We start from the raw sequence: 15,138 nt of genomic DNA on the forward strand, positions 1-15,138 counted from the left end.
GATTTTCACTACGAAATTAACCTCTTTATTACATTTTTAAGCTATATTGGCGACAATTAACTAATAAATAAAAAGTCTATGTATAAATTATTGACCTTTAAAATTTTTATAATTTCCGCGCTATTCGCTTCATTTAGTACAGTCCATGCGCAGGAAGTAAACGGTACGGTTACCGACGAATCTGGCCCTGTACCTGGAGTATCTGTAATTATTAAAGGTACTACTGTAGGAACCACCACCGATTTTGATGGAAATTATTCCATTACTGCCAACAATGGGGATGTTCTTGTTTTTTCCTACGTGGGTTACGAGACGCAAGAAGTTACAGTGACTGGAAATATTATGAATGTTACCATGAAATCTGGGGTTGCCTTAGATGAGGTTGTGCTTGTTGGCTCAAGAAATCCTAGCAGAACAGCGACAGATACTGCTGTACCTGTTGATGTTATCGACATCTCTGAACTCACAGCTGCAGGACCTCAAGTAAATTTAAATCAGATTTTAAATTTTGTAGCCCCCTCATTCACATCAAACACGCAAACCATTTCTGATGGTACCGATCATATCGACCCTGCCTCGTTAAGAGGTTTAGGACCAGATCAAGTATTGGTTTTAATAAACGGCAAGAGAAGACATAATTCTTCTTTAGTTAATGTTAATGGTACTTTTGGTAGAGGTAGCGTGGGTACAGACTTAAACGCCATACCATCTGGGGCTATTAAACGCTTGGAGGTATTAAGAGATGGCGCTGCTGCACAATACGGCTCTGATGCTATTGCAGGGGTTATTAATATCGTTTTAAACACCAGCGTAAACGAGCTTACTTTTAACGTAACATCGGGTGCAAATTTCTCTAAAAATGCCAATAAACAAACTGGAGGTGTCGATGGTGAAACCGTGAACATTAGTGTAAATTATGGAATCCCATTAGGAGAAAAAGGAGGCTTTATTAATTTTACTGGTGATTTTGATTATAGAGAAGATTACAATAGAATGAAAGCCTGGGAAGGTAACATCTTCAATCAATATAACACCATAGAACGTTTTGCTAATAATGATGGCTACGATATCGCAAATTTATTAGATGATGATGTTGCAGATGTTATTCAATATGGCAATGCCGCTGGCTTTAGCTTAGATCCGGCAGCTACAAAAGCAGATTTGCAAAGTATTTTGAGTGCCGACAATACGGAAGCCGAACTAGCAGCTCGCGGATTAGAACGTAGTGATTTTAATATGCGTGTTGGCCAATCTCAACTTCGTGGAGGCCGCTTTTTTGCTAATTTATCAATACCGATGGATAACAATGGCACAGAATTATATTCCTTTGCTGGTATGAGCTCAAGAAAAGGAAACTCGGCAGGGTTTTACAGATTACCAAACCAAGCAAGAACCTACACACCAGCTTATATTAACGGTTTTTTACCAGAAATTAATTCCACGATTAGCGATAAATCTATAGCTGTAGGAATTAAAGGAAAAGTAAACAACTGGAATGTCGATTTGAGTAATACCTATGGCAAAAACGAATTTCTCTACACTATTGGAAACACGTTTAACGCCTCCCTTCAAAACACATCGCCAACAACATTTGATGCTGGTGGCTTTAACTTTGTTCAAAACACCGTAAATTTAGATATAAGTCAGTTTTATGATGATATAATGAACGGATTAAACGTGGCCTTTGGTGCCGAATATCGATCTGAAAACTATGAAATTGAAGCTGGAGAAGAAGCCTCTTACGGTCAATATACGTCTGCTGGCGTACTTATTACAACCCCAACTCAAAATCCTTCAGTAGATTTCTTTGGTAATGCTCGACCAGGAGGCTCGCAAGTATTTCCAGGTTTTGGCACTAAAAACGAACTCTCTAGAGGCCGAAGTAGTATTGCTGGGTATTTTGATTTAGAAGCCGATATTACCGAAAAACTGCTTCTTAGTTTCGCCACACGTTTTGAAAACTATTCAGATTTCGGGTCGACCATTAACTTTAAACTCGCAGGAAGAATAAAAGCTAGCGATAATCTAAACTTTAGAGCCGCGGCAAATACAGGTTTTCGAGCGCCTTCGTTACACCAATTAAACTTTAACTCTACCTCAACGTTATTTAACCAACAAGGAGAGCCAGAAGAGGTAGGGACATTCTCGAATGATAGTAGAGCCGCTCAATTATTAGGCATCCCACAGTTAAAGGAGGAAACTTCAAGAAGTTTAAGTTTAGGTTTTACGGCAAAAATACCAGATGCTAACTTAACCTTTACGGTAGATGGTTATTTTGTTGGTATTGACGATAGAGTGGTATATACCGGACAATTTTCTCCAAAACTAGATGACTCTGGCGTACCAATTGACGCCGCTAATGCAGAATTAGCAAATTTATTAAAGCAAGCCAATGCCTCTAAGGCTTCATTTTTTGCAAATGCAATCGACACAGAATCTAAAGGATTAGATATTGTTATTACGCATACAGCAGATATAGGCAGCAATGCAAGATTGAAATCTGATTTATCTGGAACATTTTCTAAAACAAAACAAGTAGGTGCTATTAACGCCTCCCAAATATTAGAAGATGCTGGTCAAGTAGGCACTTATTTCCCAGAGGACAGTAGAGTTTATTTAGAAGAAGCAGTCCCAAGAACTAAGGTGAATTTAACCAATAATTTAAGCATTGGTAAATGGAATGTCTTTTTAAGAAATAATTTCTTTGGTGAAGTTACCGAAGCCACAACCAATATTGATACGCAAGAGATTTACGGATCGAAAGTGGTAACCGATTTATCTTTTGGCTACAAAGCTTCCGAAAGCTTAACCCTTACCATTGGTGCTAATAATTTATTAGATATTTACCCAGATAGAGCTGCCGAAGTTTTACCTAACGGAGGCACCAATAGAAGTAGTGGTCGTTTTGATTGGTCTAGAAGAGCGCAACAATTTGGTATTGCAGGACGCTTCCTTTTTGCTAGAGTGAGCTTCCAATTAAAATAAGATTTTATTTGAATCTAATTAAAAAGCTCTGCAATCGCAGAGCTTTTTAATTTACAACACATCATGCACATCTTAACAATGATCTACCCTCCTTGAAAAAGAATAACAATAAAATATTTGTTCAAGATATTAAGTTTACCCTCAAAAAGCGTTTAAAAAAACAACAACACTAAATCATTTTTTTTAAGAATATTCTAAAATTAATTAGATTTTTGCTAAAATATTGCATTCACTTTTATTAATTTCCCGATTATAACACATTTATTAAGGTAATTTTTATATTAGCAGCAACTAAAAAAACTAAACAGTTATGAAAAACCTAATCCCTTTAAAACCACTAGCAGTTGTACTCTTGTTAGTGGTCTCTAATTTAATGTTTGGTCAAACCGTATCCGGTTTAGTAACAGACGATACCTCGCAACCTGTACCTGGTGCTTCGGTAGTTCTAAAAGGCACGACAACAGGAACAACAACCGATTTTGATGGCAATTATACTATAAACGCAAACAATGGAGAAACCCTTGTTTTTTCTTATGTAGGCTACGAAACTCAAGAGGTTATAGTATCAGGAAGCACCTTAAATGTGACTTTGCAATCTGGAGTAGCACTTGATGCTGTTATGCTGGTGGGAAGTAGAGCCAAACCTAGAACGATATTAGATTCTCCCGTGCCAATCGATAATATTGGAGTAAGCAAATTGAAAAACACTGGCCAACCTACGGTAGATAAAATGCTTACTTATAAAGTCCCATCTTTCAACTCGTCAAATCAAACCGTTTCAGACGCAACGGCACATTTTGATCCTGCAGATTTAAGAGGATTAGGACCGAGTAGAACTTTGGTTTTAGTGAATGGAAAAAGAAAAAATCAAAGTGCTTTAGTTTATATTAATGACACCCCAGGTAAAGGTGAAGTTGGAGTCGATTTAAAAAGTATACCTGCCGCCGCCATAGAGAGGATTGAAGTTTTAAGAGATGGCGCATCAGCACAATACGGATCTGATGCCATAGCGGGAGTAATTAACATGGTTTTAAAAAAAGGCGTTGACTATACCACAGTTAATGCCAAAACTGGTATTACCACAGAAGGCGATGGCTTTAACTACGGCATAGATATAAATACCGGCATTACTGGTGAAACCGGAGGATATTTAAATTTAACCTTTGGCTATTACGAGCAAGATAAAACAGACAGATCTGGAACACCAGGAGCAGATGCTTTATTTGGAGTTGCAGCTAACGATCCTACTTTTGGGTCGTGGTTAGCAGAAAATGCAGATTTAGGAACCATAGTTGGCCAACCAGAATTAAAGAAAACCGATGTGTTTTTTAATGCAGGTATGCCTTTTAAGAATGGTAAAGGAGAGTTCTACACTTTTGGAGGTTTATCTTACAGAAAAGGAAAGAGTTTTGCCTTATATAGAACCCCATATTGGGTTCAAGATCCTTTTAATCTGTTACACGAAGCAGGAACCACCTACCAAGGGTTTCAGCCAAATTTTGAAACCGATATTAGAGATAATAATGTTACGGTTGGAACCAAATGGGGGCTGCTTGGATTTGATGTTGATTTGAGCGGTACTTATGGTAGAAATGCGGTAGATTACGAAATAACCAATAGTTTGAACCCGTCGTTAGGAGCGAGCAGTCCGACAGCTTTTGACGCTGGAGCTTATTCCTTTAGTAATACTCTAGCTAATTTTGATGTGTCTAGAAGTTTTGGTGCATTAAGTCTTGCTTTTGGTGCCGAAATTAAAGGCGAACGCTTTACAGCCAAGGCGGGAGAGCCAGCGTCGTATATTGGTGGTGGCGCACAATCGTTTCCTGGCCTACAACCGAGTAATGTGGTTACCGCCACAAGAGATAATTATGGCGTTTACGCCGATGTAGAATGGGAACCTATAGAAGCCCTTTTAATTGGAGGCGCTGTAAGATATGAGGATTTTAGCGATTTTGGAGATAATACCTCTTGGAAAATTAATGCCAGATATTCTTTGGGTGAAAGTGGTGCCTTAAGAGGATCTTATAGCACAGGGTTTAGAGCACCTGCATTACATCAAATATATTTAAGTAATATTCAAACCTTAGTTTCTGGCGGAACTATTTCTAACCAAGGTACTTTTAATAATGTAGATCCGGTAATTAGAACAGGTTTAGGGGTGCCCCAATTAACGGCAGAAACCTCGAAAAATATTTCTGCAGGTATTACCTATAAATTTAATAACAACTTTACAGCCTCGGTAGATTTTTACAACGTAAAAGTGGACGACCGCGTATTGTTTACCGGAGAAATAGGTTTTGATGGAGATGATACGACTACAAATCCAGTAGAGCAAGTCTTAATAGACAATTCTATTACCAGTTTAAAATTCTTTACCAATGCTGTAAATACTGAAACTACAGGCGTAGACATCGTTCTTAATTACAGCAATATCGAATTGGGTGATGGTAAATTAAACGCCTCTTTAGCGGCCAACTTTAACGAAACTAAAATTAAAGGAAAAATAGGAACCCCTGCATTGTTAGAAGCCAATGGATATGACATTTTTAACAGAAAAGAGCAGTCAAGAATATTATCGGCAAGACCAAAATCTAAAATTTTATTAGGATTAGATTATGGTATTAATAAATGGAATTTTATTGTTAATAACACCTATTTTGGTGAAGTGACTTGGCAGCATGCCACAACACCTGCTAACGACCAGACATTTTCTGGTAAAGTGATTACCGATTTAGTAATTAACTATGAGTTTAGTGAGAAGTTCTCTGCTAATGTATCGGCAAGCAATTTATTAGATGTCTATCCAGATGCTATAGATCCTAAGGGTGATGTGGTTACCGATCTGGGAGGTCGTTTCAAGTACCCGTGGGAAGTAAATCAATTTGGATTTAATGGCACTACCATTAATGCTGGAGTTACCTTTAAATTTTAATAAAATTAACCGCCTTATTAGTTAGTAAACATAAAAAAGCTCAGCGCATAATGCACTGAGCTTTTTTTGTATGATTAAATTGTCGTTTAGACCTAAAAACAAAAATCTTTTACAACTTGTTTAATACCAGTTTAGTTTTAAAATGGCCTATGGTTAATTTGAATTGTTTTTTGTTCAGATGAAATAGAAATCGCAGATTCACGAACTCGTTATTTTATTATAATATGGGCGTGAGCTAAAATCAAGGCGTAGTTATGGTTTTATTTTCTACCAAAATATGGGCGAAAAAGAACTGCGAAGCACATCATGAACACCTATTTATAAAATAGAAAGATGCGAGCAAACACATTACAGGCGACATGACATGGTTAATTTGGTACAAGTCCTTTTAAATAAGCATCAAACTCTCATTTTTCATCTACAATTAATTGTATGAAATTCAATTAAAACCAAGTGAATTAGTTTTCAAATTAATCTATAGCCGCATCCCTATTAATCGTACCCTCGGCAATTAAATCTTGATCAGTTGAAACCACTCGATCTTTATACAACCACATTTTAAATTTAGTTATTAAAAAGAATAACACGGGCACGATAATTAAGGTCAAGAATGTTGCTATTAGCAAACCGTATATCACAGTCCACGCTAACGGCCCCCAGAATACGACGTTATCTCCACCAAAATAAATGTTAGGATCAAAATCTTTAAACAAAGTGAAAAAGTTTATATTAAATCCTGTTGCCAAAGGAATTAACCCTAAAATAGTAGTAATAGCAGTTAATAAAACAGGACGTAAACGCGCTTTTCCAGCTTTTACAATGCACTCAAACAAATCGTTAGTCTGTAAGTATATATTAGCTTCTAAGCCCAATTCGTTTTTCTTTCTATCAATGAGTAATTGGGCATAATCCAGCAAAACCACACCATTATTCACGACAATTCCAGCAAGGGAGATAATTCCCATCATGGTCATCATAATAACGAATGAAGCCCCAGTAATAACAATACCACCAAACACACCAATAAAGCTTAAAAATATGGCTATCATGATAATGGTAGGCCTTGACACCGAATTAAATTGAAAAATGAGTATAAAGAAAATTAAAGCTAATCCTGTTAGTAAAGCACCGTTTAAAAAGCTTTGCTGCTTGGCCTGCTCTTCTAATTGTCCGGTGTAATCTATTTTTATAGTATCTGGTAAATTCTCGAAACCTTTCATTTCGTTTTGAATTTGAGCGACTATGGCACCAGCATCGACAAAACCTGGAGCTAAGGCCGAATACACCGTAACAACACGTTTTGTATCGTTGTGTTTAATGGCACTAAAGTTAGAGTTATTGCTTCTTGTAGCCAATGCAGATACAGGAATTTCTTTTATCTGCCCAGAAGCCATATCTCTAAACGTTATGTTTTGATTAAATAGTGCGCTGGTATTGTATCTGTTTTCTGCGTTAAAACGCACATAAATATCAAAATCGTCGCCATCTTCTTTATAAACCCCAGCTTTTGCACCAAAAATAGAATTACGTATTTGCTGTCCCACTTGAGAGGCGCTCACACCCAACTCTCCAGCCTTCTTCCTGTCTACAACCACCAACATACCAGGTTTATCCTTGTTGACATCAATTTTTAACTCATCGATTCCAGCAATGTTTTTAGAATTTATAAATTCGCGCATACGCTCGGCCGTATTAATTAACTCGTCGTAATCGTCGCCTTCAAGTTCAATATTAATTGGCGACCCAGCAGGTGGTCCTGCAGCATCTTTTTCAACTGAAATTAAAACCCCTGGATAAACGCCAACCAAAGCTTGCTGTACTTTTTGACGTAGCAACTCACTGTCTTCTCCGCGTCTGTATTTAAACTCACGCATAGAGGCGGTAATTTTACCTTTATGTGGCATTTCTGAAGTGGAACCCCCATCGGTTTGCGGATTACCAGCACCTTCGCCAACTTGAGACACCGCACTTTCGACCATAAAATTATAATCCCCATCCTTGTATTGCGCATCTTCAATCACTTCATACACCTTTTTTTCGATTTCTTTAGTGATGGCATTGGTTCTTTCAATATCTGTACCTTCAGGATATTCTATATAAACAATAATTTGGTTAGGCTTATTATCTGGAAAAAACTCCACGTTGGTACGTTGCGATGCTAGGGATGCTCCAAAAGCCACAAAAGATAGAATCAACAAAACAAAAGTAGAACCCACTAACCAATAAGGCTTTTTATTTGTTAAAGCGCTTCTCAACTCCTTCTCGTACCAATTCTCCAGCTTAGGTAATATTTTATTTTGAAAACCATTAGTCCATTTTCGTAAAAACAGACGATAACCCCAGAGTAAGATTGCGGTAAAAATCATGAGCGAACCTAAGGCCCGATTTTCACCTCCAAAAATAAAAATAAGAAGCCCAATACCTGCCATTATAGCGGTGAGTTTAATTATTTTTTTAAGTGGCATATCGACATCCTCAGTACTCATAAATTCGGACACCAACACCGAATTAAAAAATATAGCCACCACTAAAGAGGACCCCAAAACCGTAGCTAAGGTTATAGGCAAAAGCTTCATAAACTCGCCCATAACTCCGGGCCATAAGCCCAACGGAATAAAGGCGGCCACTGTAGTTGCCGTAGAAATAATAATAGGAAACGCAATTTCTCCAATCCCTTTTTTGGCCGCATCAACACGCGTCATGCCCTCTTCGTCCATGAGGCGATACACATTTTCTACCACCACGATACCATTATCTACCAGCATACCTAAGCCCATAATAAGACCGAAAAGTATCATGGTATTCAAGGTATAGCCAAATAGGTTTAAAATCATTAGAGACATAAACATAGACATGGGTATGGCAAACCCCACAAAAATGGCGTTTTTAAAGCCTAAAAAGAACATTAAAACGGTAACTACTAAAATAACACCGAAAAGAATATTATTTACTAAATCGTCAACCTGACCAATGGTTACTCTAGATTGATCGTTGGCAATAGTCACTTTTAAGTCTTGCGGAAATACATTGTCAATAGCATATTGTACAATCTCTCGAATCTCTTCTGTGGCCGCTACCATGTTTTCGCCCGCACGTTTCTTTACATCGAGCATAACCACTTGGTTTCCAAACTCTCTAGCATAAGTGGTCTTATCTTTAGACTTAAAAGACACCTGAGCTACATCTTTGAGATAAATAGGATTATTGTTTTCGCTTTTAACCACAAAGTTTTCAAGCTCATTGGGGTGTTCAATCTCTCCTAAAATACGAATGGTTCTTCGCTGGCCACTTGAAATTAGATTTCCTCCCGACATGGTCACATTACCACCGTTAATGGTATTAATAATATCGTCAAAACTTACTTTAGAGGCTTGCATTTTAAAAATATCAACCGCTACCTCTACCTCTTTGTCTTGAACACCGCGAATATCTACTTGTTTAATTTCGAGTAGATTTTCTATTTCGTCTTGCAAATACTCACCGTATTCCTTAAGCTTCTCGACGGTATAATCGCCAGAGATATTGATGTTTAAAATGGGCATCTCTTCACTTAAACTCAAGGCAAAAACGTTAGGCTCTACTTTTGCGCCATTAAAGGTTGGCCAATCTTCACTAGACGTTTCAGAATCTATCTCATCTCGTACTTTTTGTTTGGCCTCGGCAATGGTTAAAGTCTCATCAAATTCTACAATAATTATAGATGAATCTTCTTGAGATGTCGAGGTAATATCTACAACGTTACTTACCGTTTTTAATTTATCTTCTAAAGGATCTGTTATTAATTTCTCAATATCTTCTGCTGTATTTCCAGGATAAACGGAACTAACATAAATTTTGGTCTCTTTTATTTCTGGAAAACTCTCACGAGGCATAGCGAAAAAGGCAGAAATACCTAAAAACAAAATTATCCCCATAACCACATACATGGTCGTTTTATTGTTTATGGCCCAAGACGATAAACCAAACTCTTTGTCTATTTGTTTTTTATTTTTAGTCATTAGCAGTAGACTTTATTTTTTTATTTTTCGTGTTTTTATTTTTAATAACAACCTCTAATTTATAAATCTAGCACTTTTACTGTCTGTCCATTTTTAACAGTTCTAGCGCCTTCTTTAACAACCTCTGCACCGTCGTTTACACCCTCTAAAACCTCGATAATATCGCCTTGTGTTCTGCCCGTTTCAATAATAACTCGTTCGGCAACCCCTATGTTATTTCCGTTTTTATTATTCACAACATAAATGTATTGATCGCCGTTGGCATTTTCTGATATGATATTTAAAGGGACTAAAAGCGCCTCTTCATTTGTATAATCGTTAATTTTAAGCCTTGCCGTTAAATTGGGTTTTATAATTTTATTTTTATTTGGCACGGCAACTTCTATTTTAAAGGTTCGGTTGGCTGGATTTATAAAATTCCCTACTTGCCTTATTTTAGAGTCTATAGTTTTACCTAAAACAGGAAACTCAACTTTTACATTTTTATTAACTGTTACATCATTTAAATAACTCTCTGGAACATCAGTTTTAATGTACATATCGCTAAGATTTACAATGCGCATTAATTGCGTTTGCCCAGCGTTTACAACACTACCTTGATCTGTGATCACATCGTCTATAATTCCAGAAAACGGTGCCCTAACCACTGTTTTAGCAATTTGTTGTTTTATTTGATTTACAGCCTCTGCTTGAGCTTCGTAGTTAGATTTTGCTTGTAAATACTGTATCTCGCTTCCAATTTTTTGATTCCACAATCGCTCTTGACGTTCGAAAGTTGTTTTGGCTAAATTGGTTTGAATTTCGGCTTGTGCCAATTGTTGACTTAAGCCGCCATCGTCAATTTTTGCTAAAACTTCACCTTTTCTAACCTTTTGCCCTTCTTTTACATAAACTTTAGTAAGCACGCCATTGTATTCTGGATACAACACGAGCAGATTTTTAGTGTTTACATTTCCTTGCAATTCTAGATAATGTTTAAACACCTCTTTTTTAAGCTTGAATGTGGTCACTAAAGGCACGTTTTTAACAGTGTCTAAAACCCTAATTCTGTCGTCTAACTGCTTTAATTGCGCTGCAATGTTTTGCTGCTGTCCAACAAGCTCTGCTCGTTTTAACCGCATAGCTTCTAAATTATCTGAGGCTATTATAGTTTCCACCGATTGTTTTTTATCGCCAGAACAGGAGGTTATAAAAAGCGTTACCATTAAAATTGAATAAAGTAATTTCATGTGCGTTATTTTTCTTATTATTTTGACTGCTTTTAATCTATTTGATTTAATACCGTTTCTAATGCTGCTTTTTTGTTTATAACATCCAGCATGGCTTGTAAAAATTCTTGTTGTACGGTGTATAGTTGTGTTTGAGCCTGTCTTAGGTCAAAACTACTTGCAATACCCTCAAAAAACTTGGTTTGGTTTTTCTTTTCAATACGTTCGGCTAAGTTTAAATTTTGCTTTTTATTAAAATAATCTTCAACAGCAAATTGATAATCGCTTTTTGCCGATGCAATTTGAAGTTTTAATTTCTGTTCGGTTTCGGTTAAGGTTTCTTGAGCTATTTCCAAATTAATTTTAGCGCGTTGTGTTGCAGCGCCTCGACCACCAGAACTAAAAATAGGAATATTCATGCTCACACCAAACATGGAAGAACCAAACCAATTTTGTTCTTTTTTTAAAAAATCGAAATCTTCACCAAACCCAGAATACCCTGCATTAAGAAATGCTCTTAATGTTGGCAAGGCTTTACTTTTTTCTAGTTTTAAAAAGAGCTCTTTAGCTTTTGTTTCGTTTAATGAAATTTTATAATCCAAGGTGTTTTCAATGTTTTCTTCAGCGTTAAGCAAATCTAAACCCAGATTTTGCGCTGTTAAACTTTCTAGGTTATCTGTAAGGACGGTATTCGTGTTTAGATCTGCACCCAAGGTTATATTCAACATTTGGTAAGCCAAAGTCTTTAAGCGCGTGGTATTATTTAAATTACTTTCTAATCCAGCCAATGTTATTTGTAATTGTTCAACACTTTCTTCATCGGTTAAACCGTTTTCAAAAATTTTGCTCGTTTCATTGAGATTATTCTTTAAAACAGAAATATTGCGTTGTAAAATACCTATACTTTCTTCTGCAAGAAGTACATTTCCGTAGGCATTAATCACCGCTTTTCTTACCTCTAAATCTGTTTTTTCTTTGGCATTTTTTGAAACTTCTAAAAACACTTTGGCCGATTGTAAGGCGACTAGATAAGAGCCATCAAAAATTAATTGATCTAACACCACAGTACCAGTCATCGTTTGTTTTGTACCAAAAGCCACCTCTGCAAACTCTCCCGGATTACCCCCAAAAAACTCTGCTGGTAGCAAAGAGACTTGTTGTTTTAACCAATTATTATAATCTATATTAGCACTAATATTTGGTAAGCCTATGGTTGTCGTTTCCCACTTCTCTTTTTCTGCTGCTTTAATATCTAGGGCTGCAATTTTTGAGGTTCTACTGTTTTCTATAGCGTAATCTATGGCCTCTTGTAACGAAAAAGATTGTTTGTTTTCTTGCGCATATACCAATATAGAACAGAATAAACTAAAAATTAACATTAGTTTGCTTTTCATTGTTTTTTGGGCTTTGATGTTATAAATTGTTTTAATATTTCGAGTCCTTTTGGGGTACAAATACCACGTAAATGATATTCTAAATAATCGTGAATAATCATATTTGACGAGAATAGTTCTAAAGGAAACAAGTCTCGGTCTTTAATTACAATCATACTATTAAAGTATAATCGCGCTATAAAATCGACATTGATAGAATCTCTGTACAACCCCTGTTTAATACCTCTATTTAAATTACTAATTACACAGGTTTGCATTATTTCAAATTGTTTGCTTTTTATGTCTTTAAATATTTTTGGGTAATATTTTTTTAACTCGTGCTGCGGAGACGATTTCTCATCTTTTAAATGCTCTAAAACAAATTGTTTAATACTGTACACCTCTTCAATAGGATTTTTTTCTAAAGCGCAAATGTGGTCGATACCGCAAGAAACCGTTACAAACAACTTGTGGGTAGCAGCCTCAACCAGTTTCGTTTTATTTGCAAAATGCTGATAAATTGTTTTTTTTGATATCCCTAAAGCAGTAGCAATATCATCCATGGTAACACTTTTAAATCCCAAGTTTAAAAACAACTCTGTGGCACAAATTAATATTTTCTCCCTCATAATGCTTGCGAAATTACGACAGAAAACTTTATAAAACAAAAAAGTTTCCTCAGTTTAATATTTTTTTAATAACATGAACATTCCAGTTTTTAATTATGGCGATTTACGTTATTTTTGCATCATGCATACTACAGAAAAATACCGAGCAGAATTTATTTCATTTTTAGACAATCATACCATTGTAAAAGAACCCCTAAGTTTATACAAGCCTATTCAATATATTTTAAATTTAGGTGGTAAGAGATTACGACCAGTTTTAACACTAATGGCAGCCGATATTTTTAATAACGACTACCAAAAGGCTTTACCAGCGGCCTTAAGTATTGAGGTCTTTCATAATTTCTCTTTAGTACATGACGATATTATGGACGATGCGCCATTACGTCGTGGCCAAAAAACCGTACACGAAAAATGGAATATAAATACTGGTATCCTGTCTGGTGATGCCATGCTCATTATGGCTTATCAGCTGTTTGAAAACTACGAGACTAACACTTTTCAAACTCTAGCAAAACTATTTAGTAAAACGGCCTTAGAAGTTTGTGAAGGCCAACAATACGATGTAGATTTTGAGAATAGAAGCGATGTAACGGTTAGTGAATATTTAAAAATGATTGAATACAAAACGGCTGTCCTCGTTGCGGCAGCCTTGAAAATGGGAGCTATTGTGGCTCAAGCCTCTATTGAAGATCAAAACAACATATACGAATTTGGTAGAAACTTAGGCATTGCTTTCCAACTTCAAGACGATTATTTAGATGCTTTTGGAGATCCTAAAACCTTTGGAAAACAGGTAGGTGGCGATATTATTGAAAATAAAAAAACATACCTATATATTAAAGCTCTTGAATTTTCGAATAAAGCAGACCAAGAGGAATTGCAAAAAATATTCTCTAATAACTATAAAGCTTCTAAAGATAAAATAGATATTGTAAAGCAAATCTTTAAAGCTTCCGGCTCGGCTGAAGCCACAAAACAAGCCATTGAAGCGTATACCAAAAAAGCCTTTTTGGTTTTAGAGGGTTTACAGATATCTGAGGACAAAAAAACACTTCTAAAAAACTTTGGCAACGACTTAATGAATAGAACGGTTTAATGCGACTACCAACTACTTTTGATGCTTTAGTTGACCAAGCCAATCAATTAAATTTGTACCCCAAATTGATCCAACAACTCAATAAAGATTTTTTATTGGCCAATATCGATATGGATTTCCATGAAGAAGTTTTACCCACAAGTTTAAAGCTTTTATTACACGAAACCGTTTACAAACTTATTCAAAACAATTTTTCAGAATACCTAAATCTACTTTACATTATTGATGTTTCTGAACCTAAAATAAAACGTTTAGACGGTAGTGATATGCGGCAACTATCAGAAGAAGTTACCTTTCTCATTCTTCAGCGCGAGTGGCAAAAAGTTTGGTATAAAAACAGGTTTTAAACAAAAACTTCCTAATCCCGATACAATTCTTCCCACAAAAATTAATAGATAACAAACTCTATTTCAAATTAGTAAATATTTAAATAGTCGCCATCTTAAAAAGATTTTTTTTAAACAACAAATAAGTATTACTTTTGGCTAAATAAATATTACTACTTATGGTTTAGGTTCCCATTTCTGGCCGATTTAGGACGCGAAAAGAACTTAAAATTGTAATACCATAATGCAGTAATATCAACATGAGTTTTTATTGGATTTAGTCTTAAAAGCCCTCGTAAACATGCGTTACGTGGGCTTTTTAATTGGTAACAAACAAGTCAGCCTTATCGAATCCCTAAATTTATCTGGCAAACTAAATATCCATAAAAAATCACTAGTGTCCGATTAAAAATATTATAATGCTGTCAATCCTTTTAAAATTAAGAACTTTGCACGTTTTTTAAAATGTCACCTTGCTTATTTGAATTAATTATTAAGATTTAAAGGAGCTATTTTGTTAATTAAAGCACTTCTGTTTATCAGTTAGTTAGAATAAAGTCTTGGTTCTTATGTCTATTAGCGAAGCGGTCT

At 35.8% G+C, this 15,138-nt stretch carries 8 protein-coding genes; 4 read left to right on the top strand and 4 right to left on the bottom strand.

What is annotated here, in order from left to right:
- Positions 1-78 precede the first annotated feature (78 nt).
- Both FEZ18_RS05385 and FEZ18_RS05390 read left to right on the top strand, forming a co-directional pair.
- Positions 79-2,985, top strand: coding sequence for a TonB-dependent receptor (locus FEZ18_RS05385; protein ID WP_153267362.1), 2,907 nt, complete (start codon positions 79-81; stop codon positions 2,983-2,985).
- Positions 2,986-3,295: 310 nt separating this feature from the next.
- Positions 3,296-5,917: a TonB-dependent receptor domain-containing protein gene (locus FEZ18_RS05390; RefSeq protein WP_153267363.1), complete on the top strand. Its 2,622-nt coding sequence runs from the start codon at positions 3,296-3,298 to the stop codon at positions 5,915-5,917.
- 470 nt (positions 5,918-6,387) lie between these two features.
- Here the strand turns inward: FEZ18_RS05390 and FEZ18_RS05395 are convergent, their stop codons facing one another.
- The 4 genes from FEZ18_RS05395 to FEZ18_RS05410 are packed head-to-tail and all read right to left on the bottom strand — an operon-like array spanning position 6,388 to position 13,125.
- Positions 6,388-9,915 carry an efflux RND transporter permease subunit gene (locus tag FEZ18_RS05395; RefSeq protein WP_153267364.1) on the bottom strand — a complete coding sequence of 1,176 codons (3,528 nt, stop codon included), beginning with the start codon at positions 9,913-9,915 and terminating at the stop codon, positions 6,388-6,390.
- A gap of 59 nt (positions 9,916-9,974) precedes the next feature.
- Positions 9,975-11,144, bottom strand: a complete 1,170-nt coding sequence (locus tag FEZ18_RS05400; protein WP_153267365.1) for an efflux RND transporter periplasmic adaptor subunit — start codon at positions 11,142-11,144, stop codon at positions 9,975-9,977.
- 32 nt (positions 11,145-11,176) lie between these two features.
- On the bottom strand, positions 11,177-12,517 hold the full coding sequence (locus FEZ18_RS05405) for a TolC family protein (protein ID WP_153267366.1): 1,341 nt from the start codon (positions 12,515-12,517) through the stop codon (positions 11,177-11,179).
- The gene (locus FEZ18_RS05410; RefSeq protein WP_153267367.1) at positions 12,514-13,125 is read right to left on the bottom strand and encodes a TetR/AcrR family transcriptional regulator; all 612 of its coding nucleotides are present in this window, start codon (positions 13,123-13,125) and stop codon (positions 12,514-12,516) included. The genes FEZ18_RS05405 and FEZ18_RS05410 overlap by 4 nt, the downstream gene beginning before the upstream one ends.
- Before the next feature lie 121 nt (positions 13,126-13,246).
- On the opposite strand from FEZ18_RS05410, the gene FEZ18_RS05415 reads away from it, so the two are divergent.
- Entirely contained in the window at positions 13,247-14,221 is a 975-nt protein-coding gene (locus tag FEZ18_RS05415) for a polyprenyl synthetase family protein (protein WP_153269056.1), read from the top strand.
- Complete coding sequence (locus FEZ18_RS05420; RefSeq protein WP_153267368.1) at positions 14,221-14,568, top strand: hypothetical protein; 348 nt, start codon at positions 14,221-14,223, stop codon at positions 14,566-14,568. The genes FEZ18_RS05415 and FEZ18_RS05420 overlap by 1 nt, the downstream gene beginning before the upstream one ends.
- Positions 14,569-15,138: the final 570 nt, after the last annotated feature.

This window comes from Oceanihabitans sp. IOP_32, from assembly GCF_009498295.1.
GTDB lineage: Bacteria > Bacteroidota > Bacteroidia > Flavobacteriales > Flavobacteriaceae > Wocania > Wocania indica.